Genomic DNA, 24,546 nt, shown 5'->3' with positions numbered 1-24,546 from the left:
GCGCTTACCTTTGCGTTGCTTTTGCGCAAAAGCATATCTCAAAAAGGGGTGCCCCAAAATGACGGGCTGAGATCATACCCTAAAACCTGATCTGGGTAATGCCAGCGGAGGGAAGTTACAATGCGAAAATTTACATCTTGGTTTTTGGCCCTAGCAACGGGAGTGTTGCTTTGCGTGCCTGCACTCGCCCAACTTAGCGTTTCGGGCAAAATCGTTGACGCGGAAGACGGAAAACCTTTGCCAGGAGCTACGGTTCGGGCAGGAAGCTTTAGGGGAACGGTAAGCGAAAGTAACGGTCAATTTTATATCTCTGGAATCCCCAATGGGAGTGACTTTTTAGAAATATCTTTTGTAGGATATACTTCTTTTTTGGTTGACCTACGAAAGTTTATAGACACACCTACCCCTACTATCAAAGGGACAAAAATTACAGCGGAGCGAACAGATAAAAAAAATCTTCCTTTAAAATTTTCACAGCCAAGTCTTCAATTGGGAGAAATCAAATTAGAGAGAAGCACTTTCAACGCCGACGAAGTCGTCATCAGTGCGACCCGTGCCAATGCAAAATCGGCGGTGGCTTTCACGAATGTTGGTAAACTTGAACTTAATAAACAAAACCTCGGCCAAGACCTTCCTATCTTGCTCAATTTCACGCCGTCGCTCGTGACCACCTCCGACGCGGGTGCAGGAGTGGGCTACACGGGAATGCGCATCAGAGGAACAGACGCAACACGTATCAACGTGACTATCAACGGGATTCCGTACAATGACGCTGAGAGTCAAGGGACATTTTGGGTCAATATGCCCGACATTGGCTCGTCGGTAAGCAGCGTACAAATTCAACGAGGTGTGGGGACTTCCACCAACGGAGCGGCCGCTTTTGGTGCCACTGTCAACGTCAACACCAACGAATTTAGAAAAGCAGCCTACGCCGAAATCAACAATTCGGCGGGTTCGTTTAACACCTTCAAACACACCGTATTGGCAGGAACGGGTCTTATCAACAACCGCTTTACGGTGGACGCTCGTTTGTCGAAAATCACCTCCAATGGCTTTATCGACCGTGCCAAATCCGACTTGAAATCGTTTTACCTATCGGGGGCTTATTTTGGTAAAAAGAGTTCTGTCCGTCTCAATGTCTTTTCAGGACGAGAAATCACCTACCAAGCGTGGGAAGGAACACCAGAAGCCCGCCTCAAAGGTGACCGTGAAGGAATTTTGGCCTACATAGACCGTAACGGCCTCAACGACCGTGACGCCCAAAATTTGCTTAATTCCAACAGCCGTACGTACAATTTGTACCTCTACGACAACCAAGTGGACAACTATCAACAAGATCACTATCAGTTGATTTCGTCGCATACACTTTCTAAAAACTGGACATTTAACCTCAATGGTTTTATGGTAAAAGGACGCGGTTTTTATGAACAATTCCGTGACAACGATAAGCTGAGTAACTATAAATTACCCAACGTAGTGGTAGGAAGTCAGACCATTAGTCGGAGCGATTTGGTGCGTCGTCGTTGGTTGGACAACTCTTTTTACGGAACGACCTTTTCGTTGGATTACAACAGTTTCAAAAAGCTCACCGCCAACATCGGTGGAGGTTGGAATCAATACGACGGAAATCACTTTGGGGAGGTCGTTTGGGCACGCTACGCCAGTACCAGCGCCATTCGTCAGCGCTACTATGAAAACGTCGGGCTAAAAACTGATTTTAACCTGTACGGAAAAATATATTACCAAATTACTGACAAGCTCAACGTTTTTGGCGATGCCCAACTGCGTACCATCGGCTATTTTGTAAAAGGAGACGATAACCAGCGCCGTCAGCAAAACCACGACGTTAATTACAATTTCTTTAATCCTAAAGCGGGCTTGACATACCAAGTATCGGAAAGCAGCACAGCTTTTGCTTCGTTTAGTATTGCCCACCGCGAACCCAACCGCGATGACTTTACCGAATCAACCCAACAGATTCAACCCAAACCTGAGACTTTACGGGATTTGGAACTAGGCTATCGTTTTCAGAAAGGTCGTGTGGCAGCATCGATTGGGGGGTACTACATGAATTACAAAAACCAGTTGGTGGTTTCGGGGCAATTGAATGACGTGGGTAATCCCATCAAAATCAATGTTCCAGAAAGTTATCGCGCAGGAATTGAGCTTGAAGCAGGTGCCCAACTCAGTAAACAGTGGAAATGGAACGTAAATGCGACATTTAGCCGCAATAAAATCAAGAATTTTACCGAATATGTCATCAACTACGACGACGAAAACGGCGGCTACCAAGTAACGAATCACGGCAACTCAACCATCACTTTTTCGCCCAACGTCGTGGTAGGAAGTCAGTTGGTCTTTACGCCTGCCAAAAATCTTGAATTGGCTTTGTTGAGCAAATACGTGGGCAAGCAGTACCTTGATAATACCTCTAACGAAACTCGCCGCTTGGACGCGTATTTTACCAATGACCTTCGTTTGGTGTATCGCATTAAACCTAAGTGGTTGAACGAAATCACGATAAGTGCATTGGCCAACAACGTTTTAAATGAATTGTACGAATCGAACGGCTACACATATAGCTACGTCTATGGTGGACAAACTACTACTGAGAACTTCTACTATCCACAAGCTGGACGAAACTTCTTAGTGAGTTTGGGGTTGAAGTTTTAGGGAATCTCTTCTCGAAAGTTTGATACTTTCGAGAAGAGGCATTTCTCATTATCTTTACTCAAAAAATAGCTATGGCAACTCTCCTCATTGAAATAGAAGATAAAAAATTGAAGTTTTTCAAAGAACTTCTTCAGAATCTACCCTTTGTAAAAATAAAAGAAGTTCATCCTGACGAGGATACCGACGAGCAGGTACTAGAAAACATTCGCCAAAGTATTAAGGAAGTTCGAAGCGTAGAGAAAGGAGAAATGAAAAGCCGTCCAGCTCGTCAATTTCTGCAAGAGCTATGAGTTATCAGGTAGAAACGATTGAAGTAAAATAATGAACAACATAAACCTAAAAAGCCTCACGACCAAGTCTTGAGGCTTTTTTTATAATCCCCCTTCATCCCTACAACAAAAAACTCCATCTGCCCAAACCTACGCTTCGTCGGGAAAGGGCTGGTAGCTTGGTCTTTGGGCTCTACCTTTGAATCATCAAAACAGCCAGAAAACGGTAAAACAGTTAATTAATCTAAACTATAAACATCCTTTACGACCATGAACACTAACATGACTTCCGCCAATCAAAACAACTACGATGAATTTTTGATGAAAGCTGCTCGTCGTCGGGTAGGCTTCCAGACGCACGCGTTTGTTTACCTTCTTGTTAACTCTTTTATTTCGGCACTTTGTTTATTTTCTGACGGCAAGCTTCCCATAGAGTTATGGTTGTCGTGGGGATTTGGACTAGCCGTTCACGGTATCGTCGCTTATTTGTCTTTCGACGCTAAAAAAGCGACTGAGCGAGAATACGAGAAACTGCTTAAAGAGAAGAAAATGGACTAAACAAACTTGGAGAGTGGTCGGGTTGTGAGCAACCCGATCACGCAGACTGGGGTTGTGAGCAACCCCAGTCACGTATTTTTAAGCTTCTCCTAAGAAAGGATAGCGGTAGTCAATAGGCGATACAAAGGTTTCTTTAATCGTACGAGGCGATACCCAACGCAACAAGTTGAGAATAGAACCTGCTTTGTCGTTGGTGCCTGACGCTCTCGCCCCACCAAACGGCTGCTGTCCTACCACGGCACCCGTTGGCTTATCGTTGATGTAAAAATTACCCGCGGCATTCACCAATTTCTTGCTGGCCAACTCAATCGCATAGCGGTCTTGGGCAAAAATAGAACCCGTCAACGCGTACGGCGATGTCGCATCTACCAATGCCAATGTCTCTTCAAATTTCTCTGGCTCATAGACGTAAATTGTCAACACGGGGCCAAAGATTTCTTCGCACATCGTCGTGTAGTTCGGGTCAGTGGTTAGAAGTACCGTAGGTTCGACAAAATACCCCTTCGATTTGTCACAATTCCCACCCGCAATGACCGTTACCCGAGGGTCGTTTTTGGCGTTGGCGATGTAGGTCGCAATTTTATCAAATGATTTTTCGTCAATGACGGCATTCACAAAATTGGAGAAATCTTCGGTTCCGCCCATTTTTATCGTGGCGAGGTCTTCTACCATGTAGTTTTTGATGCTTTCCCACAGGTTTGAAGGCAAATACGCCCGCGACGCAGCCGAACATTTTTGGCCTTGGTACTCAAAAGCTCCACGCACCAATCCAACGGCCACCGCCTTAGCATCGGCCGACGAATGGGCTACAACAAAGTCTTTTCCTCCCGTTTCACCCACAATTCTTGGAAACGATTTGTAACGCGGAAGGTTATCGCCAATGGTTTTCCAAATGTGCTGAAACACTTTTGTGCTTCCCGTAAAGTGGATTCCTGCAAAGTCAGGGTGACTAAAAATGACATCGCCCGCCACGGGGCCATCCACGTAAATGAGGTTGATGACACCGTCGGGGATACCTGCTTCTTTGAATACTTTCATCAAGACATTGGCCGCATATACTTGCGTCAAAGCAGGTTTCCACACGCACACGTTGCCCATCAAAGCAGCCGAAGTAGGTAAGTTTCCAGCAATGGCCGTAAAGTTGAACGGAGTCAACGCAAACACAAAGCCTTCGAGTGGGCGGTGTTCTAGGCGATTCCAGATGCCATCCGACGACTGTGGTTGTTCTTTATAAATTTGAGAAGCGTAATAAACGTTAAAGCGAAGAAAATCAATCATTTCGCAGGCCGAATCAATCTCGGCTTGGTACGCATTTTTTGATTGCCCAAGCATGGTTGCCGCGTTGATTTCCGCGCGGTAAGGGCCTGCCAACAAATCGGCCGCTTTTAGAAAAATACTGGCACGGTGTTCCCAGCTTAAGTTGGCCCATTTTTCGCGCGCGCCCAAAGCAGCCTCAATTGCCTTTTGCACGTGCGACGCATCACCCAACGAATAATAACCTAAAACGTGTTGGTGGTCGTGAGGAGGAGTTACAGCGTATTTTTCATCCGTCATAATTTCCTCACTTCCAATGTACATCGGAATATCAATTTGTTTGCTCCGTGCTTCCGCCAAAGCTGCTTTCAAGGCCGCTTTTTCGGGCGAATTGGGCGCGTATGACTTTATAGGTTCGTTTTTTGGAGCTGGTACATTAAAAAATCCAGTAGCCATGATTCTATTTGGTTTTCAGTTTTTTATAAAAAGTCCTTGGTCGAGAGTCGATAGTCCATGGACTATCGACTCTCAACTCCATTTACTTCCACGTAAGTCCCATGTTTTGGAACATAAACGCATACGTATCGGCAGTAGTTTCAAGCGCCTTTTTGGTGTTACTTGCCCCGTGACCGCTGTTTACATCCACCCGAATCAATAGCGGATTGGTGCTGCTTTTCCCCGCCTTTTCTTGCAACTCGGCGGCGTACTTAAACGAGTGAGCAGGTACTACTCGGTCATCGTGGTCGGCAGTAGTCACGAGCGTAGCGGGATAATTTACTCCAGTTTTGATGTTGTGCAAAGGTGAATATGCATACAACGCTTTGAATTCTTCGGCGTTGTCGCTGCTGCCATAATCGGCAATCCAGTTCCAACCAATGGTAAACTTATGGAAGCGAAGCATGTCCATTACTCCCACCGCAGGAAACGCCACTTTGCACAAATCAGGACGTTGATTAATGACAGCTCCTACCAGCAAGCCCCCGTTAGACCCACCTTGAAGCGCCAAACGCGCCGATGAAGTGTATTTTTCTTTGATTAGAAACTCAGCCGCAGCAATGAAATCATCGAATACATTTTGCTTTTTGAGTTTCATTCCCTGCTTATGCCATTCTTCACCATACTCGCTACCTCCGCGTAAGTTGGCTTGAGCATACACACCTCCTTGGTCCAAAAACGGCATTCGAGTTGGGCTAAATGAAGGAGTCAAGCTGATGTTAAAGCCGCCGTAACCGTACAAAACCGTAGGGTTAGTACCATCCAATTTCAATCCTTTTTTGTAGGTAATAAACATCGGCACTTTTGTACCGTCTTTGCTGGTATAAAATACCTGTTTGGTTTCATAGTCGGTAGGTTTGAAACTCACCTCAGGCTCGCGAAATACCGTGCTTTTCTTGGTTGCAATGTCGTAGCGAAAAATGGTAGGCGGATAATTGAAAGAAGTATAGGTATAAAAAACAAACTTATCGTCGTTTTCTCCGCCAAAACCACCAGCCGAACCTAAGCCTGGCAACGGAACTTCGTTTTCCAATTGGCCTTTCATGTTATAGACATACACGCGCGTCGTGACATCTTTTGAATACAATGCAAACAACTTACCACCTGCCGTACCAACACCTGTCAATGGTTCAGGTTTTTCGGACAAAAACGGTTTCCACTTTTTGGTAGCGGTTTCGTAAAGCATTACTTTTTCGTTGGGTGCATTTTCATTGGTATTAATCAAAAATCCGCCCGCCACGTTGTCAACCACGCTGTAGCTAAAATTGGTAATTTCGCTTACAATCGGCGTAAACTCCTTTTGGCCTTTGGCACGATAAAACAACGCATTTCCGTCTTTTCCTTTTCCACGGTCTGAGAGATTTAGGAAGGCAAATTGTTCATCTTCACTCACATACACCCCGTGAAAACGCTGTAAGTTTACTTTGTCTTCATAAATCAATTCGTCGGCAGCTTGTGCGGTTCCTACTTTGTGGTAAAACACTTGGTGGTTTTCATTTTTGGCCGCCAAAGCACTCCCTTCAGGTTTGGGATAACGACTGTAGTAGAAGCCATCGCCCTGCCAAGAAGCTCCCGATACTTTCACCCATTCAATTTTATCAGAAAGCATTTGAAGGGTTTTCATGTCCATGATTTGGTATTCTTGCCAGTCCGAGCCTCCTTTTGAAAAGCCACAAACGGCATAATTTCCATTTTTTGACAAATTAAAAACCGTCAAACGCGTCGTACCATCGGCTGAAAGCTTGTTGGGATCCATGACCAATTCAGGAGTTCCATTAAGCCCTTTTTGACGATACAACACCGACTGATTTTGCAAACCGTCGTTTTTGTAGAAATAAAAATACTCGCCTTTTTTGCGGGGAGCCGAATACTTGGGGTAGTTATAGGCTTTTTCTAAATCACTGAATATCTTTCCTTTGAACGGAATTTTATTCAAATACGCAAACGTCACCTCATTTTGGGCTTTGACCCACGCGCCTGTTTCGGCCGAGCGGTCGTCTTCGAGCCAGCGGTAGGCATCGGTTACTTTAGTGCCGTGGTACTCATCCACGTGATCTACTTTGCGGGTGGTTGGGTATATCATTTGGGCGGAAGCTGTGGCGGACAATAACGCCAAGACTAGAAAGGATTTGGACATGGAGTGACTGTTAGGTTTTTAATTAGTGTTGACGAAACGAAAGTGTCGAACAAAAATAGAAAATGTCGCCCGCTTGTTAGCAGGCGACACCAAAAAATCTTGCTTTGACAACTTTTTATTTCAATTTGTCCCCCTATTGCGTCCGAAAAGTAAACGAAAAGTGAATGGTGATTTCGTCCTCAATTTTGACAAAAAGCAATGCAGGCCGATCAACTTTAAACTCCGATAGCTTTACGGGAAAAGCCCCTTCTACCCGAATCGTATTTCCTTCAGTGTAGGTTTTTGTCGTGATGCTCATTGGTTTGGTCACGCCATGAAAGTTGAGACTTCCGTTGATGATTAAATTCGCTTCATTTCGCGAAAGTTGGGCGCTGGTAAAATTGATTTTAGGGTACGTCAGTGCTTCAAGTGCTTCCAAGGCGTGCGAATCACGATTGGTATTCCGACTGTCGAACGCCATCACCTTGGCACTAATGGCGACAGTTTCGAGTTTTGCCTCGTCTTCGTCGTACGTCACTACGCAGTCCACTTCACGGCATACGGCTTTCCACGAGTGTAGTGGATGTTTTCCTTCGTAGCTAATCCACGAGCTAGCTTTATTACTGAATAATTTACGTTTGAGGGTTTTAGGACCAAACGCAAAGCCCGACAGCACGGCCATGGCTGCCAAGGCGTAAAATATGATCTTTTTCATACTAATTTACACGATTAGGAGAGTAACAATAAAACCAATCAGCGGAACTGAAAAACCAGGATACTGGCCGTGAAAGCCCCCACGGTGGTGTAGGCCACTGCGCGGTGATAGGGTTTTAGCTCAGGATTTTTGGAAATTTGGTGGCCTAGCACGTTGGTACCTATCATACCCAATAAATGCACCATCGCCAACATTCGATGCACTTTGGCGCTGCTTAATCCTCTTCGATGGACGATAGCAGAAGGAGCGGTAAGGGCCATCGTCGCCGTAAGGGTATAGCCAATATTCACGCCTTTGGCAAGGGCGCGGTGGGCAGCGCGGAGGTCGTCACTGTAGTTTTTGTACATTTTTCCTCCTACCACTCCTTGTGCCACCATCCCCGCAAAGGTCAGCAAACCCGCCGCTTGGTGGATATTAAACATAGTCCGACGGATTTTAAATTCTTGCTGGCGATTTTGGCGGTTGAGCGGCATCCAGTGGCGCATCAATCCATGATGTCCCCAAAGCATTTTTTGGGTAAAAATCATTTTTTGGGGAAGTAGTACGGGAGATTGTAAACTGTCTTTGATGTCCACCAACAGCGTGTCGGTCAGACTCAGTTGGGCGTAGGCGCTGCTTGTCAGGCACAGCAGTGCCAGAAGTAACACTTTTCTCATAAGTTTTCAATTAAGTAGGGTAGTAAAATATATGTAGCTACATCTACGTAAAAGAAAGCGTTATGGATGCGTCGGCACAAAAAAAGCCGCACTTTCGGTGCGGCTTCACGAATATTTTTTTCAAATCCTAAGGAGATACCAAGGCGTAGTTGTTGATTGTTCCGCCCGTTTTTTGGCTGGCAGTTGTACGAGTAAGTACCAATTCTGTTTCAGAAGCTGAATTAATCGTAAACTGAATCGTGCCCGAAGTACCTGTAGGTTGAGGCGTCAAACTTTTGAGTGTCAGGGTATTTCCAGCCGCGCTTTCTTGTACTTCCCACTGACCTGTAAAAGTATTTCCGTCAAATTCTTTGTACGACACCGCCGTAGGGCTACTCAAGTCCAAACGAAAGTTTACGTATCCCGCTTTGGCATTACTGGCTCCGCCTTTGGTATAAACCGTCGTCGAGCCTTCTTTTACGGTTTGGGCGCTCCAAACTCGTGCTATGATTTCGCTGAGGGGTTTGGCGTTGGGTTTGCACCCCGATAATAGGAAAATACCTACCACTGCAGCTCCTAAGAATGTACAAATGCGTGTCATGTTTTCTGTGCTATGTTTTAAAAACAACCGTGTCTTTCTACCTCAATACATACAAAACCTAAGCCAAAGCTTAAATATTGCGCCCGAATATCAGTTTTTTTTGAAAAATCTGCAAGTTTTTGCGGTAAAAGCTACGTTTAACCGCCTATTTTGTATGGTTTAGCCTTGGTTTCAGTTACGGTCGGGCTGTTGTAAGCCACGGTCTGACTATCGTCTGGCCTTCTTTTTGGCTTCCTTTGTATTACGGTCTGACTATCGTCTGACCTGAGTTTGAATAAAGACGCAAACGACGGTTTCGGGGTTGTAATCCCATCAAAAATAAATTATGGCATTCTCAGCGACTGCCAACTTACCATTTGCCAACCCGCTTTGTTTTTTACATACACATCCGTAAATCGAAAGCGCGTGTTGAGCTGTTGGCCATTACTAAGCACTTTTGCCGCACACATACCCGTGATGACGGCCGTCTTACCATAAACACGCACCTTCAAATCTTCTGGTACCATTTCTTGATAAGTAAGTTTTCCGTCTTTGATGGATTGAACAAACGACGCTTTGGTGTCGATAAGCCCGTTGGAGTGACAATAATATAGGTCTTCGGCGAGTACTTTGTCGAGATAAGCGTAGTCTTTGCTTACCAATGCAGCAAAACGCTCTTTTTCAATGGTGGCAACGGCAATTTCGGTCGAAGTTTGCGACCAAACTACGTAGCTTTTACATACCCAAAGCATCAGTATGGCGGCTATTAGGGTAAAACGAGAGATGGTTTTCATAAGAGATGGTTTATAAATTTTTCTTTTTTAATTCTGCAACGGCATGATTAGCCGCTCGTGCCGTGAAGGCCATAAACGTCAACGAGGGGTTTTGGGTACTTATCGAAGTCATGGCGGCACCGTCGGTCACAAACACGTTTTTGCAAGCATGAAGCTGATTCCACTTGTTCACGAGTGACGTCTTGGGATCGGCACCCATTCGGATACCTCCCATTTCGTGGATATCTAACCCAGGCGACTGTTTGGTATCAATCGTCCGAATATTTTTGCAACCTGCTTTGGTTAACATTTCAACGTTGGTTTCCCAAAAATGTTTCAGCATTTTCTCATCGTTCTCATCGTAGCCAATCGACGTAATTAACTGCGGAATACCGTATTTATCTTTTTTATCTTGGCTCAAACGCACGTGGTTTTCGTACTTGGGAATGGTTTCTGCCTGAATCTGCACAAACAAATGCCACGGCCCTGGTTTTGCATTGGCTTCTTTCCAAGCCGCCCCAAAACCTTCTTCGCCAGCGGCGCTTCCCCAGCCGCCTCTTGCGGCACTCATCGCCACCAAGTAACCCCGCAAAAAGTCGGTTTCTTGTTTGTGCACATTCTGATACCTCGGCATAAAACCCGACGTAGGTCGGCGACCAAAATAGTATTTATCTTCAAAACCGTCGATGTCGGCATACACATGGCCTCGGTAATTGTGAAAAGCGACATGATGCCCCAACATACCGTTGTCGTTGCCAAGTCCGTTGGAAAAACGATTTGAGGTAGAATTTAACAAGATTTGATTTGAGGCCAAACAGGACGCATTTAGAAAAATAATTTTTGCGTAATACTCAATGGTTTCGAGCGTATTAGCATCCACAATCCTAACTCCTTTTGCCTTTCCTGCTTTTTCATCATAAATAATAGAATGTACGACCGAGTGCGGACGAATGGTCAGTTTACCCGTTTTACGAGCGGCAGGCAATGTGGCCGACTGCGAACTAAAATACGCCCCAAATGGGCAGCCACGGTAACACAAATGCCGCGCCTGACACTGCCCCCGCCCTAAAGCCGTATGCCAAGGTTGCGGTTTGGTCAAATGCGCGCATCGACCGATAATCAAATGACGGTCGGTATAGTGTTTTTTGAACGACTGCTGAAGGTGTTTCTCTACGCAATTGAGCTCCCACGGGGGCAAAAACTCACCGTCGGGCAAACCATCCAATCCATCTTTATTTCCCGAAATTCCCGCAAAACGCTCTACGTAACTGTACCAAGGCGCGAGCTCGTCGTAAGTGACAGGCCAAGGCACCGCAAAGCCATCGCGGGCGGGACCTTCAAAATCGTATTTGGCCCAGCGCTGCACCTGCCGCGCCCACAGCAGCGATTTTCCACCTACCTGATACGCCCGAATCCAATCAAACGGTTTTTCTTGGATGTAAGGCTGTTCGTCATCTTTGGTAAAAAACTGTTGCGTAGCTTCATCTAGCGCATAACAGCGGCTTACAATCGGATTTTTTTCCCGAAACGACGGAGGCAACCGATTGTGGTGCGGCAACTCCCACGGGTTTTTCATGGCCGTGGGATAATCAGTAACGTGGTCAACGTTGCGCCCTCGGTCGAGCACCAACGTACGCAAACCTTTTTCGCACAACTCTTTGGCCGCCCAGCCCCCCGAAATGCCCGATCCAATCACAATGGCATCGTACTGATTTGCCTGCTTGGCATCAATGTTGAAGTACATAGTGTATTTTAAAAAACCGTTTTTACTGTTCCTCTTTGTTTGCCAAATGTGCATAATCGTTGACTACTGTCAGCAAAAATGTACGGTGTTCCAACGGAGACGTTATTTCCAAAACTTCGGCTACTTTTTCAGCAGTCCGTTCCAATAATTCGTCGTTTGATGTACGCAACACCTGACGAATGGTTTCGATGTCGGTGTCTTTGAGCTGGTTGGCAGTGGCATAGGTCACCAAATAGTCGTCGGGAAGTTCTTGGTACACAACCTGACTGAGGGTGACGCGCTTGGTGGTTTTGACCACCGTTGTTCCCGCCGCAATGTCCCCAATTCGCTGTCCTTTCCCGTTGGCTGCAATCGTAATAATGGCTACCAATGGCGTCAAGATTTCGGTATCGACCAATATCAACAACCATCGCAATAGGTACGCCCCCAACGTGGGAGGGCTTCCGTCAAGCAGCACTACCCTGATCCGCATGGCGCGCTTACCGAGGGTTTGACCATTCAAAAAATATTCTGTTAAAATTGGGTAGAGCATGATTGGCAAAACAACAATCACAATCATCACAAATGTACTTGTGCCTTTTCCTCTGCCCATTGCACCGTAGGCGACTATCCAAGCAATCACCCAACCAATGTAAATAAGGCGGTCTATGAGGTTGGCAGCGATACGTTCACCTATGCTCGCAGGCTCATACTCTAAATCGACATTTTGGGAGGTTTGGATTCTAACAGACATATTTTTATAGAGAGTGTGTAAACAATTAGCAAATGAGTGAGGAGTTTTTCCTAACTTTTGCGCAAAATAGAAAAATCAGGCAGTTAGTTACTACTTCATTTGCGCATTTTTCATGAAAGAAGCCGTATTTGTAAAACGTAATACCGAAAAGTGGCAAGCGTACGAATCGACGCCCACCCACGACCCCGACCAACTCACCGAACGGTTTATCGAACTGACCGACGACCTTTCGTACGCTCGGACGTTTTACCCCAAGGCAAACGTAACACGTTACCTCAACGGTATCACGGCACAGTTTCACCAAAAACTTTATTCCAACCGCCGCGAAGATCGCAACCGTATTGCCCGTTTTTGGCGCGAAGAGCTGCCATTGCTCATGTACGAATCGCGGTTTAAGCTCTTGTATTCGTTTGTGTTTTTCATGAGTGCTTGCGTGTTGGGTTGGGTTTCAGCGGCCAACGATGACACCTTCGTTCGACTTATTTTGGGCGATGCTTACGTTAATCAAACCCTCGAAAACATCCAAAAAGGCGACCCGTTGGCGATTTATGGACATACGGGTCAAATAAGTATGTTTTTGCAAATTACTTTTAACAACATTCGGGTTTCCTTCGTGGCCTTTGTGTTAGGGATTGTTTACTCGTTTGGCACCATTGTCATTTTGTTCAAAAATGGGGTCATGCTTGGTGCTTTTCAGTTCTTTTTCTTTGAACGTGGACTACTTCTCGACTCCGTACTAAAAATTTGGATTCACGGGACGCTCGAAATCTCGGCCATTGTGATTGCAGGATCGGCAGGCTTGGTGATGGGGCACAGTCTGTTGTTTCCGCGCACCTACAGCCGACTCGAATCTTTCAAGCAAGGTGCAAAAAAAGGGGTAAAAATCGTCATTGGTCTGGTACCTATTTTTGTCACCGCAGGCTTTCTCGAAAGTTTTGTTACACGCCTCTCCTTGCCCGCTTTTGTTAGCGGAAGCATTATTTTGGTTTCGGCCGTGTTTATTGTTTGGTATTTTGTAATTTATCCTCGACAGCTTTATCAATTCAAATGAAACCACCAATTATCCTTCTCCAACAACGCGATTTTGGGCAAAAAATCAACGCGACGTTCGACTTTGTTGTTCAAAACTTCAAACCATTGGCAATTAGCCTTTTATACATAGCAGGCCCACTTTCGTTGGTGGGTGGTTTTTTTATGGGCTCCTACCAATCGGGTATCTTAGAAATGCAAAAAAGCGTACTCGAAAGTGGCTCTTCTTCTTTTGATGGTATCTATCAAATGGTAGGAACCGTGTTTTTGTTGAGCTTCTTTTTGATTTTGGCTAACATCATTTCCTCTCTAGTCATTGGGGCTTATTTTTTGGAATATGAGGCAGGAAATCGAAACATCACCCCCGAAATCGTCTGGAATCGTTTGAAAGGCTATATCGGCAAAGCACTCATTTTCAACTTTGTGATGGGTATCGCCGTTGTAGCGGGCATCGTATTTTTCTTACTTCCTGGCATTTACCTGGGCGTTACGCTTTCGCTAATGACCATGATATTGATGCGCGAAAACCTCGATTTGGGCGATACTTTCCGTCGCTGTTTTTACCTCATCAAAGACAAATGGTGGTCCACGTTTGGACTTCTCTTTGTGATGGGCATTGTATCATCCATCATTGGATACGCTTTCCAAATCCCTACCCTTATCCTGACAATCATGAGTTCGTTGCAGGTTAAGCTGGCCAACACCGAAGTGCTGATGACCATCAGCGGGGTCATTGGCACCGTCGGAGGTGGACTGGTACGCTCATTGGTACTGATAGCCATCGTATTTCAATACTACAATTTAGTCGAGCGCCGCGAAGGCTCAGGCATCCTCGACGCCATCGACAATATTGGCAAAACCGACACTCCCCGCACCGATTTACGCGAAGAAGAGTTTTAAAGGGCAAGGGGGCAAAGGGCACGGCCATAGATTCCTCGTTCCCTCGGAATGACAAAGAACTACCCTTTGCCCCTTGCCTGCTATTTATCATCCAGTGCTTGATAAATCATTAAATCAAACTTGCGGTCGAGCTCGCCGCCCATGCTGGTAGGCCACATTTGCTTCATCAATACGGCACAGATTTTCTCTTTTGGGTCGGCAAAATAATGCGTACTGAAGGCTCCGCCCCAGCTAAATGTGCCGACGCTGCTGTAAATATCGTTGGCGCGCCCTGCTTCATTAATCACGCTGAAACCCAAGCTGAAATAATTTCGTGGATCGGGAAATAGCGTACCGCTTTGATTGGTATTGGTAAACAACTCCACTCCTCGGCGACTCAATAAGCGTTTGCCGTTGTAAGTACCCCCGTTGAGCAACATTTGCAAGAAAACCGCGTAGTCGTAGGCAGTGCTGGTGAGCCCGCCACCGCCCGAAAAATACGACTTAGCCCCTTTGATGGGATAATCGGGATCACTTCCGAGATTATCGAGACTACCTTTGACGAGTGTTTTCTCTTTGGTTTCGGAATAAATCGGAACCAAGCGGTCTTTCTTGGCGTCGGGCAAATAGAAATGCGTGTCTTTCATGCCCAACGGCTCAAAAATGTGTTTCTGAAAATACTGCTCCAACGTTTCGCCAGATACAACTTCTACCAAATATCCCAACACATCGGTACTTAGTCCATAAGTCCATTTTTCACCTGGCTGATGCGTGAGGGGAAGCTTGGCTAATTTCTTGATGTTTTCGCCAATGGTCAGTTTTTTGGTCGTAAAAGCATCCACAATTCCCGCCTTTGAATACACGGCCTTGATGCGGTCGTCGCTCCCGATGGCGTTGTAATTAATCCCCGACATGTGCGATAATAAATGCCGAACCGAAATTTCGCGTTTGGCAGGAACAGTCGTGAAGGTGCTGTCTTTGGGGTTAAATTGATCCATAACAACGGGCTTGGCAAACTCAGGAATGTACTTGCTGATGGGGTCATCGAGCATGATTTTACCTTCTTCATGGAGCATCATTACCGCCAGCGACGTGATGGCTTTGGTCATGGACGCGATGCGGTACATGGCATCTTTGCCCAAAGGCTTGTTGGCATCGAGGTCGGCTTTCCCAAAGGCTTTGTGGTAAACGATTTTTCCGTCTCTAACCACAATCGCTGCCACGCCAGGAAATGCGCCTTTGTCGATGTACGACTTCAAAACACCATCAATGCGATTGAGGCGTTCGCTGTACATCCCAACGGTTTCGGGGGCAGCGGCAGTAAGTAAAGGTGGTTTTTGTTGGGTGCCTGTTTGGGCAAATACCGTTACGGTCGTCAAAGCCACAAACGCCGACGTCCGAAAAAAAGTCAGAAGGTTCATATGATTGGTTAAGGTTTGATAGTCAGTAAAGTTATACTGCTATTAAGTCATTTGCAAACTCCTTAAAGGACTTAATTTGATATTGGCTTTGCACCAAACGATTAAGGGCTCGGTAGGTAGGCGAAGGCAAGTTTTTGAAAATATCCGCCAATTGCTCCGTGGAACGCACATCGTTTTGAGGAGCGAGTTCAATCAAGTGTCGGTCGTTTTGGTATTGATGAATAAAACCGTACAAACTCAAGCCGTCGGTGGAAGTATAGCCAAAGTCGAGCATAAACGAAGGCGTATCGGTAAAACAAGCCTCCAAGCCCATGGTGGTTCCCATGTGGAAGAAGGCATCGGCGTGGGCGATTTTTTCAAATTTCTCCAAAATGTGGCTGTCTTTAACCGACAAATCTAACGTTCGGAAACCATCGTCCATCACCACGTTGGGCAGGCTGCGCAGCGGTGCGTACAACTCCCAGTTACCCTGCACAGGATACGGTCGAACCACCAGCTTCAAATCAGGGCGGGCTCGTTGCAGAGTTTCTGCCACTTGTTTGACCACACTCACTTCGTCGCGGACAAGGTCAACGACGCCAATCGCACAGCCGACATAGACGTAAGGAAAATCATACGTACGGGGCAACTGAGCCGCTACCTTACGGTATTCGTGAATGTAGGCAAACTGACTGGCACCCACCACACTAGCCCGCGAGGACGATACGTGTTGCAAATGAATCAAATCTTCGCGGATGCGCTCATTCCAACAGACGTAGGTCGCACGCGACGAAAAACAGGTATGCTTACAGGCGTGGTCCCAGCTATAGACATAGACCTTCACGGGGTGATTTTCGTGAACCAAACGCGCCATCAAAAAATCGTCGGCAATGGCCGTAAAACACACAAATTGATCGATACCCTTGAGGTCGGTTTGGGCTCGGTACTGAAGTCGGTTCAGGTAAAAATCGTAAGAAATGATTTTGGGTAATCGACGCACCCACGCCAAAATTTGGTGGTTTTTTTTCAGCACAGCAGCGTCCGTAGCAAGCGATGCTTTAAAAAGCTCCATCAAAAAGAAATTGTGACGGCTTTCGGGAATTTGTCGGAAAAGGATGTAGAGTTTTATCCAAAGGTTATTCCACCAGCCTCCCTTTTTCTCATTGATGAGTCGAAACTCTACGCCCGCAGGCAAGTGACGCAAAATCTCCTCTTTGTTCTCAGGGCGACCAAAGATAGTAACTTGGTGCTGCTGGGCAACTTCCGTAATAACTCGCCGCACATCGTTGCGGAAATCAAAAAAAGAAACGACAAATCCGATTTTCATGGGTAATGTTTGTGGTACGAACGTCATATCCGTAAATATCACCGCAATAAAAGTATAAATTACTCATACCCCCAAACACCTTCCATCAAGAAAAATTTGGCACATTATTACTGTTGTGTTAGTTTTACGTTCAAACAGTCATCAAACGTATGAAAAAAATAGCCTTCCTTATCCTATGCGTTGTAAACATAGCAGCCAACGCCCAAACCATTTTTCAGGCTCAAGAAGTTGATAAAGCCGCTACCCCTCAAGGAGGTATTCCATTACTTCAAGAATATGTCAAAGCCAATTTACAAGTGCCATTTGCTACACGCGTGGCGGGGATAAAAGGACGCATGTTTTTGAGCGGGGTAGTAGAACCCGACGGAAGTGTGTCGGAACTAAAAATTGTCAAAGGACTTCAGCCCCAAGCCGATAAAGAAGCATTGCGGGTAGTAGGCTTGTATCGAGCATGGCAGCCTGCACTCAAAGACGGCAACCCCGTACGGCAAGCGTTTAATTACTCAGTCGTTTTTCCCGATAATCCTATCACCAATTACGACAGTACTTCGCATAGCTTGGTCGATTATTTCAATGATAAATTTCAATATACCCAAGAACCAAAGGAATACCACTTCCGCCGCTTGATTCCTGTTGATAACAACGGGGTAGTGACTGCGGACGTAGTTTTTGAAGAATTCAAGAAAAAAGAGTGGAAGCCGTATATGTCGGCAACGTACTCCAAAAAGCCGATGATGTATAAAATATATGACGGAAGCAAGGTTGACTCTCTGGCCGCATACAGTATTAGTGCGCGCGACCAAGATTGGAACTCGTACGTACCCGAAATGATATTTCAAACCAATGGTCAGTTGCTTTCGGTGACGGAGTACAAAAAGGGGCTTGAGAAAGCTAATTATTCACATTATTATTCCAATGGTTCTTTGAAAGAAACAATGATGGTAGATGGCTCCAATTTTAGGGAAATACATTGGTACGATAATGGGCAAATCGCTGAAATCATTCAGATAGAACCTAAAAATCAAATAATCGCGACGACTGTACGAACCATAGCGCTTTGGTCAAAAACAGGCCAACAATACGTGAAAGAGGGCAATGGCTGGGCCATAAAACAAGAGGGAGAAGCTACGAGTCAAGGACGGCTAGTCAACGGCAAAAAAGAAGGTCGATGGGTTTCAAAACTCGCTGACAGCACGTTGTACATTGATGAATTGTACTCGGATGGGGTACTATCTAAAGGTACGGTTTATGACAAAGGTGACGTACGAACTTACACCGAAGCCGAGAAAAATCCCGAATTTATTGGTGGATTCCCCGCTTTGGGACAGTTTTTAACTCAAAACATACGTTACCCTAAAGAAGCTTACCGTAAAAAAGTATCTGGGAAAGTTTACCTCACTTTTGTCGTTTGTGAAGACGGCTCTTTGTGTAATTACGAAGTACTAAAGGGCATCGGAAGCGGCTGCGACGAAGAAGCGCTACGGGTAGTGAAAGAAATGAGTGGTAAATGGCAACCAGGCGTCCAGCGAGGTAAAAAGGTACGGGTCAAGTATAATTTGCCCGTTACTTTTATGCTAAATTGATGGGGTTAACGTATCAAAATATGGAACTACTATCTATTGCTCCAGAGGAGCTACATCTTAGTAGAAACTATGAATAATGACAGAAATGCACCCATTTTCCAACGACAGGTTTTATTTCGTCAGGGGCGAGACGCTTTTCATCACACGACCATACTATCACCATTACTAAAAAAACAGCAGCAACTTTGCCTTCATTGATTTATCTGTTTAAGTAATTGTGCGTAAATTTTAGTGTATTAGTAGTTTATATTGCTTCGGACAGGGCCGCCTGTGCGGAAGCGTAACCTTTGTAGAAGAAAAATTCGTTCATAAAGTTTGAATCTTTTTTGCTTCGGACAGAGCCGCACGTGCGAAAGCATAACAAAGCTTCTCCGAAGCAAAAATTAAAAAAATATCCTTCTGCTACTACAAATGTTGTGCCTCTACCGAGGCTACTTTGAATTACTGTAGAGCTTTTGCTCAACTACTTAATATTCAATAACTTACATTTTTTCAAATCTTGACATACCGAACCCGTGCTAATCCATTACAATAACTAACCGTTAGTACGTTGTCTTGCAAATCCATGTGCCATGTTTCACAATAAACACAATTAATCAAAGCGCACATCGGATTGTCTGGAACTGTTTCTTTGGGAACAATGCTAAACTTCTTGCCATTTATAGTAAGATACAGAGGGCCACAGCAAGTAGCTAAACCTTTTGAATCAAGAACGACACCATCATAGCGGATTTCAAATTGGTGTTGACCGCTCTGGGTAACATATTCCCATTCCTTTTTGTCGGCTCGCTCAATGGCAGTCACTCGCCATTTTCCCACCAAAGGCTGTATTTCTTCGGGGGTAAGCTGTTTCTCTTTGCACGAAAAAATACCTAAAACAAGAAAGAAAACCCAAACAACATTTTTCACGAGCCTGACAATTTTAATGGTTGGAAGGAATTGGTAAAACGCAGACATTATCCGTTCAATCGGCGTTATCCGTGTTCCATTTTTTGACCGATGACGCCTAAACACGCCAAATAGTTAGATAATATACTAAGAATCAGAGTCGTGTAAATCGATTTCGCCCACCCGAATTACATAGGTTTGTAATCAACTGACCGTTTTCTATTTCCAAATACCACGTATCACAAGCCAAGCAAAATACCAACGCACACGAGGGATTAGGAGCAAGTTTTTCTTTGGGTTCAATGGTAAACTTGTTGCCCTGATATACCAAATACGTTGGAACGCAGCAAGCAGGCAAGCCATTGGCATCAAGAATGACCCCGTCGTAGCGGATTTCAAATACATAGCCATCTTTAGAAGTTATAGATTCCCATTTTTTTGCATCTCCCGCTTGCTCAATGGCATCGAGTTTCCATTTTCCTACCAACGGCTGTATTTCTTCAGGAGTAAGCTGTTTTTCTTTGCACGAGAAAATACCTAAAACAAGAAAGAAAACCCAAACAACATTTTTCATCAGTTTACAGTTTTTTAATGGTTGGAAAGAATTGGAAAAACCCAGACATTATCCGTGACAATCTGTTCAATCACCGTTATCCGTATTCCATTTTTTTACCAATGACGCCTAACCCCCCCAAATAGTTGGAAACAAAAAAGCGTCAGCCGATTTTCATCGACCAACGCTTTTTTGATTTGATTCGGGTTGTGAGCAACCTTTGACACAAAAATTCGGGTTGTGAGCAACCCTCAGCACGGAATTCGAGTTGTGAGCAACCCTCAACACGGATTCGACATTCTGCACTCAACCACTCGACACTCCAAAACTAGCTCCAATCTCTGTCCCACGAATCTTTGGCATTCCATTCGTCGGTGGGAGCAAACCATTTCTGGTCTTTTATCAAAAACTTCTTCGCTACTTCTTCGTTGAGCTCTACCCCTAAACCTGGCTTGTTAGGAACGGGGGCAAATCCGTTGACAACCAGTGGCTTGTTGCCCGTTACAATGTCTTCCCAGCCTTCCACATCCACGCCGTGGTGTTCCAAGGCCACGAAATTTTCGGTAGCGGCGGCACAGTGTACGTTGGCCATAAATGAAATTGGGCTTCCCGCAAAGTGCATCGCCATCGGAATGCCGTGTTCTTCGGCGTAGTCCCCAATTTTTTTGGTTTCCAAAATTCCACCCGACGAAGCCAAGTCGGGGTGAATCATGTCCACCGCTTTGGCATTAATGAGTTTGATAAACTCTTCCTTCAAGAAAATATCCTCGCCCGTCAGGGTAGGCGTTTCAATCGCGTCCGAAATTTGCTTCCACTGGTCGGTATAGAACCACGGCACCAAGTCTTCGAGCCACGCCAACTGGTACTTTTCAACGGCTTTACCCAAGCGAATAGCCGTGTTTACGTCAAAATGCCCGAAGTGGTCGGCGGATACAGGAATGTTGTATCCCACACCTTCCCGAATTTTGCTGACATATTCGGCAATATACTCCAAGCCTTTGTCTGTAATCTGAATCCGTGTAAAAGGGTGTTTCGTCATGCCGTAGTTTCCTACGGTTTTGGTCTTGTTGTCACGCTGCGAAAGTTTCCAAACATTGTCCCCAATGAGCATACCAGGTTTACCTGCCAACAGCCCAATCCCGAAGTCCATCTTCAAAAAAGTGTAACCTTTGTCAAGGCGTGTTTCTTTGAGTTTTTTGGCAAAAGTAGAAGGATCGCTGATTTCGGGCGTATCGGCATAAAGTCGAACTTCATCACGGTATTTCCCACCAAGCATCTGATAAACAGGAACGTTATAGGCTTTTCCTGCCAAGTCCCAAAGGGCCATTTCAACCCCACATACACCACCCGCAGCGCGCCCATGTCCCCCAAACTGCTTAATTTCTTTGAAGATTTTCTCGACGTTACACGGGTTTTGACCCAACAAACGACTCTTGAGCATCAGGGCGTAGTTAGGACTAGCGCCGTCACGTACTTCGCCCCAGCCCACCAAACCTTGATTGGTATCGATACGAATGATAGGACTTTTAAACGGAACTCCTTGCAAATGAGCAATGCGCATGTCGGTGATTTTTAGCTCCGAAGGCTTAGAATCACGTTTTACTTTTTGGGTAATAAATTCCATTTCTTTTTCGGGCTTTCCGTCAAACATCAAGCCCATGGATAAGCCACCAAGTAAGCCTTTGCGTAAAAAGTCGCGGCGATTGTTTTCGGAAGCGGTGTGGGAATCGGGCAACTTAAAACGTTGTGTAAATTTTTTCATTGGGGTTTGTCAATTAGGTGCGTACGCACGGTTAAGAGTTGTATTAATGATACAAGATTAGGTCAATTTTTTCTGAAAATATTTCAAAAATCACCGATGGAAAAAGATAGAAGTGTGGGAGACAAAATTGTCGGTATTTTGTAAATACCAAGCCCCCCACCCCCGATGGGGGAATTAATACAACTAAACAAATCTCCCCATTGGGGGTGGGGAGCATGATGATTATGAAAAAAGTTATCCAAGCCCTTTTCTTGGCGGCAATGAGTTCTCCATTATTTGCCCAAATTCAAGCACCCAAAGAGCTTATTCAGTTTTATACCCAAGAGTGGAAAGGGGAGCGCTTCCCCGATGGCCGTCCTAAAGTCCCCGATGAAATTGTAAAACGTTTGGCCAATGTATCCATCGAAGAAGCCTGGGGAATCATGCGGGGAGATGGTTATAACAACCAGTTTGAAGGAAATTTTCAAATCATTCACCCCGAAAAGCCATTGGTAGGCCGTGTCTTGACGGCGCAATATATGCCCGCACGTCCCGACATGGAAAAGCCCATTAAGGAAAAAGGAAAAGCTGAAGGCCGCCGAGGCAACACCAACTCATGGCCCATCGACGCGCTTCAAATCAACGACGTTTATGTAGCCGATGGGTACGGAAAAATCATTGACGGAACGCTCATTGGCGATAACCTTGGCAATTCCATTTATGCCAAATCCAAAACAGGTGTGGTGTTCGACGCAGGCGTGCGCGACCTCGAAGGACTCAGCGCCATCGACGGCTTTGTGGGTTTTACGCGTGGCTACGACCCATCGGCCATCAAAGACATGACCATGACCTGCATCAACTGTCCCATTCGTATTGGTCGTGCGTCGGTCTTGCCAGGAGACTTGGTGTTGGGCAAACCTGAAGGTGTGATTTTTATTCCCGCGCATTTGGCCGAGAAAGTGGTGAATCAGTCCGAGTTTATTGCATTACAAGATGAGTTTGGACACAAAATGCTCCGTGAAAACAAATTCACCCCAGGCGAAATCGACATGAAATGGAGCGATGCCATCAAAAATGCCTTCCGCGAACACATCAAAACGCGTTCAGGAAAAGTGTATTTGACGAGCGAGCAGATTGAGAAGTTTTTGTCGAAGGAGTAAGGAAAGCTGATTTACTTCGAGCCAGTAATTAATTTTAGTTATTGGCTCGAAGTAGAAATTTATCGAGCCCAATTATCAATAATAAGCTCTCTAATCAATCCGTGTTGCTCGCATCCGTTAAATCCGTGTTCTAATCGCGCAGTTTTATTGTAAACTTACATACTTTCGCTTAAAAAATCCAAACGATACCACCACCAACACCACATATACCACCGCCAAAATATAGCCTCCGTAGATAAAGAAATCCAAGAAACTGATGTTGGGTTGGCCGAAGTTTTTGTAAAGCAGCACCAATACTGTCCCTAAGTATCCCCACCAATCGGCGAGTGTCACCACAAAACTCACCGTGCTCACGTACTTAAACGAAGCCACAAAACGCTCAAAATAAAGGCCGTTACAAGGCACGTAGGCCAAATACAACCCCACGCCCGTCAGCGTAAACCATACGCCCGCCGAAAGCATTCCTTGCTGGTACATCCACGTACTAATGCCCACGGTAAGTCCTCCCGCCACCAAAAGTACATTGATCAGCATAAACGCCTTCCAGTTGTCTTTCACCCAGCGCAACGTTCCCATCAAAATCAGGATAAAAACGGAGACAAAGGTTTCGGTTTGGGTAAAAATAAGTGGGTCGTCAACGCCCGCAGTTTTGAGGATTTCGGGGGCAAAATTGTCGCGGAAATCGCGGAAGGCCGTCAAGAAAACGTATGATACAATCAAGGTAATCAACCCTACTGAGAAGGTTTTGATAAAACGACTACGGTCAGCGGCGTTCATCGGCGCGCGTTCGGTGCGTTCGGCGCGGTCTTCGTCCGAAGGGGCGGGCAATTTGGCCAATGCCCAAACGGCAAACACGAGTGGTACGGCAAACATCAATCCTGTCAGAAAAGGCATCCAAAACTCCGAAATGCCGTTGTTGAGCAAGGTTTTGCCAACGGTTTTTACAAATCCAGACGCAAAAATAAACGAAGCTGTAAGCCCTGCCACGAGGGCGTCGGTTTGGCGGCGTCCTTCCAAAAAGCCCAATACCGTTCCATAGACCATTCCCAGCGGCAGCCCGTTGAGAAACAAAAATGGGATATTATAAGGTGCTGGGACAAGGGCAAAACCCAGCAAGGCAAGCTCCGCAAACCCCACAAACGACAGTAAATAAATGGCGCGTTGGGCAGGCTTCATTTCCGAAACCACCTTAATACCAATGAGTTTAGAAAGTGCGTAGCCAAAAACCTGTAAAGTAATCAGCCAAATTTTGTAGTTAATCCCCCAGAAAACCATCCCATCAAAAGTAGCGGCGGTAATCCCTCGTCGGAAAGCGTACATGCAGGCATAAGCACAAAAAGCAGCGGTAGCCCCCCAAAGCATGAGGCGGGATTCTGAAGGTCGTTTCATAAAAAGGGTTTAGAAATAGTAAAATCTATGTTGCGGTAATGTTATTTTTCCA

Annotated in this window: 21 protein-coding genes and 1 riboswitch; of the genes, 7 read left to right on the top strand and 14 right to left on the bottom strand. The window is 45.5% G+C overall.

Annotation, left to right across the window (positions count from 1 at the left end):
• Positions 1-34: 34 nt before the first annotated feature.
• A riboswitch (TPP riboswitch) is annotated at positions 35-130 on the top strand.
• From K339_RS0118405 to K339_RS34095, 3 genes are all read left to right on the top strand, one after another.
• Positions 121-2,673 carry a TonB-dependent receptor gene (locus tag K339_RS0118405; RefSeq protein WP_028524916.1) on the top strand — a complete coding sequence of 851 codons (2,553 nt, stop codon included), beginning with the start codon at positions 121-123 and terminating at the stop codon, positions 2,671-2,673. It overlaps the preceding riboswitch by 10 nt.
• Positions 2,674-2,744: 71 nt before the next feature.
• Positions 2,745-2,963, top strand: coding sequence for a hypothetical protein (locus tag K339_RS0118400; protein ID WP_037301065.1), 219 nt, complete (start codon positions 2,745-2,747; stop codon positions 2,961-2,963).
• 249 nt (positions 2,964-3,212) lie between these two features.
• Positions 3,213-3,500: a 2TM domain-containing protein gene (locus K339_RS34095; RefSeq protein ID WP_037301062.1), complete on the top strand. Its 288-nt coding sequence runs from the start codon at positions 3,213-3,215 to the stop codon at positions 3,498-3,500.
• A gap of 78 nt (positions 3,501-3,578) precedes the next feature.
• Here K339_RS34095 and pruA read toward each other — a convergent pair whose 3' ends face one another.
• The 8 genes from pruA to K339_RS0118355 form a co-directional block, all read right to left on the bottom strand.
• Positions 3,579-5,210 carry an L-glutamate gamma-semialdehyde dehydrogenase gene (gene pruA, locus K339_RS0118390; protein WP_028524914.1) on the bottom strand — a complete coding sequence of 544 codons (1,632 nt, stop codon included), beginning with the start codon at positions 5,208-5,210 and terminating at the stop codon, positions 3,579-3,581.
• 82 nt (positions 5,211-5,292) lie between these two features.
• Entirely contained in the window at positions 5,293-7,386 is a 2,094-nt protein-coding gene (locus tag K339_RS0118385; RefSeq protein WP_028524913.1) for a prolyl oligopeptidase family serine peptidase, read from the bottom strand.
• Between the two features lie 133 nt (positions 7,387-7,519).
• Positions 7,520-8,080 (bottom strand): YceI family protein, encoded by a 561-nt coding sequence (locus K339_RS0118380; RefSeq protein ID WP_028524912.1) that lies wholly within the window; start codon positions 8,078-8,080, stop codon positions 7,520-7,522.
• A gap of 38 nt (positions 8,081-8,118) precedes the next feature.
• Positions 8,119-8,736 carry a hypothetical protein gene (locus K339_RS0118375; RefSeq protein ID WP_028524911.1) on the bottom strand — a complete coding sequence of 206 codons (618 nt, stop codon included), beginning with the start codon at positions 8,734-8,736 and terminating at the stop codon, positions 8,119-8,121.
• 127 nt (positions 8,737-8,863) lie between these two features.
• Entirely contained in the window at positions 8,864-9,316 is a 453-nt protein-coding gene (locus K339_RS0118370; RefSeq protein ID WP_028524910.1) for a hypothetical protein, read from the bottom strand.
• Between the two features lie 323 nt (positions 9,317-9,639).
• Complete coding sequence (locus K339_RS0118365; protein ID WP_028524909.1) at positions 9,640-10,089, bottom strand: nuclear transport factor 2 family protein; 450 nt, start codon at positions 10,087-10,089, stop codon at positions 9,640-9,642.
• A gap of 10 nt (positions 10,090-10,099) precedes the next feature.
• A complete protein-coding gene (locus K339_RS0118360; protein WP_028524908.1) occupies positions 10,100-11,812 on the bottom strand; it encodes a GMC oxidoreductase in 1,713 nt (570 codons plus the stop codon).
• A gap of 22 nt (positions 11,813-11,834) precedes the next feature.
• The gene (locus tag K339_RS0118355) at positions 11,835-12,545 is read right to left on the bottom strand and encodes an RDD family protein (protein WP_028524907.1); all 711 of its coding nucleotides are present in this window, start codon (positions 12,543-12,545) and stop codon (positions 11,835-11,837) included.
• Positions 12,546-12,657: 112 nt separating this feature from the next.
• Here K339_RS0118355 and K339_RS0118350 point away from each other — a divergent pair, with 112 nt between their 5' ends.
• Together K339_RS0118350 and K339_RS0118345 are read left to right on the top strand one after the other, a co-directional pair.
• Positions 12,658-13,596: a stage II sporulation protein M gene (locus K339_RS0118350; protein ID WP_028524906.1), complete on the top strand. Its 939-nt coding sequence runs from the start codon at positions 12,658-12,660 to the stop codon at positions 13,594-13,596.
• Entirely contained in the window at positions 13,593-14,474 is an 882-nt protein-coding gene (locus K339_RS0118345; protein ID WP_037301058.1) for a hypothetical protein, read from the top strand. The genes K339_RS0118350 and K339_RS0118345 overlap by 4 nt, the downstream gene beginning before the upstream one ends.
• Positions 14,475-14,554: 80 nt before the next feature.
• Here K339_RS0118345 and K339_RS0118340 read toward each other — a convergent pair whose 3' ends face one another.
• Both K339_RS0118340 and K339_RS0118335 read right to left on the bottom strand, forming a co-directional pair.
• Positions 14,555-15,874 carry a serine hydrolase domain-containing protein gene (locus K339_RS0118340; protein ID WP_028524904.1) on the bottom strand — a complete coding sequence of 440 codons (1,320 nt, stop codon included), beginning with the start codon at positions 15,872-15,874 and terminating at the stop codon, positions 14,555-14,557.
• 31 nt (positions 15,875-15,905) lie between these two features.
• Complete coding sequence (locus K339_RS0118335; protein WP_157607651.1) at positions 15,906-17,180, bottom strand: glycosyltransferase family protein; 1,275 nt, start codon at positions 17,178-17,180, stop codon at positions 15,906-15,908.
• A gap of 149 nt (positions 17,181-17,329) precedes the next feature.
• On the opposite strand from K339_RS0118335, the gene K339_RS0118330 reads away from it, so the two are divergent.
• The gene (locus K339_RS0118330; RefSeq protein ID WP_028524902.1) at positions 17,330-18,763 is read left to right on the top strand and encodes a TonB family protein; all 1,434 of its coding nucleotides are present in this window, start codon (positions 17,330-17,332) and stop codon (positions 18,761-18,763) included.
• Between the two features lie 492 nt (positions 18,764-19,255).
• Here the strand turns inward: K339_RS0118330 and K339_RS36085 are convergent, their stop codons facing one another.
• The 3 genes from K339_RS36085 to K339_RS0118315 form a co-directional block, all read right to left on the bottom strand.
• Positions 19,256-19,672: a hypothetical protein gene (locus tag K339_RS36085; protein WP_157607650.1), complete on the bottom strand. Its 417-nt coding sequence runs from the start codon at positions 19,670-19,672 to the stop codon at positions 19,256-19,258.
• Between the two features lie 133 nt (positions 19,673-19,805).
• Complete coding sequence (locus K339_RS0118320; protein WP_028524901.1) at positions 19,806-20,225, bottom strand: hypothetical protein; 420 nt, start codon at positions 20,223-20,225, stop codon at positions 19,806-19,808.
• 307 nt (positions 20,226-20,532) lie between these two features.
• Positions 20,533-21,966 (bottom strand): mandelate racemase/muconate lactonizing enzyme family protein, encoded by a 1,434-nt coding sequence (locus tag K339_RS0118315; RefSeq protein WP_051398097.1) that lies wholly within the window; start codon positions 21,964-21,966, stop codon positions 20,533-20,535.
• Between the two features lie 224 nt (positions 21,967-22,190).
• Here K339_RS0118315 and K339_RS0118305 point away from each other — a divergent pair, with 224 nt between their 5' ends.
• On the top strand, positions 22,191-23,105 hold the full coding sequence (locus K339_RS0118305; protein WP_028524899.1) for an RraA family protein: 915 nt from the start codon (positions 22,191-22,193) through the stop codon (positions 23,103-23,105).
• A gap of 144 nt (positions 23,106-23,249) precedes the next feature.
• Here the strand turns inward: K339_RS0118305 and K339_RS0118300 are convergent, their stop codons facing one another.
• On the bottom strand, positions 23,250-24,494 hold the full coding sequence (locus tag K339_RS0118300) for a DUF5690 family protein (protein WP_028524898.1): 1,245 nt from the start codon (positions 24,492-24,494) through the stop codon (positions 23,250-23,252).
• Between the last annotated feature and the right edge of the window lie 52 nt (positions 24,495-24,546).

Source organism: Runella limosa DSM 17973 (assembly GCF_000482465.1).
Taxonomy (GTDB): Bacteria; Bacteroidota; Bacteroidia; order Cytophagales; family Spirosomataceae; genus Runella; species Runella limosa.
The sequence above is the reverse complement of the archived record's forward strand: the minus strand, read 5'-3'. Positions and strand labels throughout refer to the sequence as shown.

Coding starts and splice junctions, on each gene's coding strand:
- K339_RS0118335 (WP_157607651.1), bottom strand. CDS start 17,180: ATGAAAATCGGATTTGTCGTTTCTTTTTTTGATTTCCGCAACGATGTG.
- K339_RS0118345 (WP_037301058.1), top strand. CDS start 13,593: ATGAAACCACCAATTATCCTTCTCCAACAACGCGATTTTGGGCAAAAA.
- K339_RS0118400 (WP_037301065.1), top strand. CDS start 2,745: ATGGCAACTCTCCTCATTGAAATAGAAGATAAAAAATTGAAGTTTTTC.
- K339_RS0118315 (WP_051398097.1), bottom strand. CDS start 21,966: ATGAAAAAATTTACACAACGTTTTAAGTTGCCCGATTCCCACACCGCT.
- K339_RS0118355 (WP_028524907.1), bottom strand. CDS start 12,545: ATGTCTGTTAGAATCCAAACCTCCCAAAATGTCGATTTAGAGTATGAG.
- K339_RS0118360 (WP_028524908.1), bottom strand. CDS start 11,812: ATGTACTTCAACATTGATGCCAAGCAGGCAAATCAGTACGATGCCATT.
- K339_RS0118375 (WP_028524911.1), bottom strand. CDS start 8,736: ATGAGAAAAGTGTTACTTCTGGCACTGCTGTGCCTGACAAGCAGCGCC.
- K339_RS0118300 (WP_028524898.1), bottom strand. CDS start 24,494: ATGAAACGACCTTCAGAATCCCGCCTCATGCTTTGGGGGGCTACCGCT.
- K339_RS0118370 (WP_028524910.1), bottom strand. CDS start 9,316: ATGACACGCATTTGTACATTCTTAGGAGCTGCAGTGGTAGGTATTTTC.
- K339_RS0118365 (WP_028524909.1), bottom strand. CDS start 10,089: ATGAAAACCATCTCTCGTTTTACCCTAATAGCCGCCATACTGATGCTT.
- K339_RS0118350 (WP_028524906.1), top strand. CDS start 12,658: ATGAAAGAAGCCGTATTTGTAAAACGTAATACCGAAAAGTGGCAAGCG.
- K339_RS0118305 (WP_028524899.1), top strand. CDS start 22,191: ATGAAAAAAGTTATCCAAGCCCTTTTCTTGGCGGCAATGAGTTCTCCA.
- K339_RS0118330 (WP_028524902.1), top strand. CDS start 17,330: ATGAAAAAAATAGCCTTCCTTATCCTATGCGTTGTAAACATAGCAGCC.
- K339_RS34095 (WP_037301062.1), top strand. CDS start 3,213: ATGAACACTAACATGACTTCCGCCAATCAAAACAACTACGATGAATTT.
- pruA (WP_028524914.1), bottom strand. CDS start 5,210: ATGGCTACTGGATTTTTTAATGTACCAGCTCCAAAAAACGAACCTATA.
- K339_RS0118340 (WP_028524904.1), bottom strand. CDS start 15,874: ATGAACCTTCTGACTTTTTTTCGGACGTCGGCGTTTGTGGCTTTGACG.
- K339_RS0118385 (WP_028524913.1), bottom strand. CDS start 7,386: ATGTCCAAATCCTTTCTAGTCTTGGCGTTATTGTCCGCCACAGCTTCC.
- K339_RS0118320 (WP_028524901.1), bottom strand. CDS start 20,225: ATGAAAAATGTTGTTTGGGTTTTCTTTCTTGTTTTAGGTATTTTCTCG.
- K339_RS0118405 (WP_028524916.1), top strand. CDS start 121: ATGCGAAAATTTACATCTTGGTTTTTGGCCCTAGCAACGGGAGTGTTG.
- K339_RS0118380 (WP_028524912.1), bottom strand. CDS start 8,080: ATGAAAAAGATCATATTTTACGCCTTGGCAGCCATGGCCGTGCTGTCG.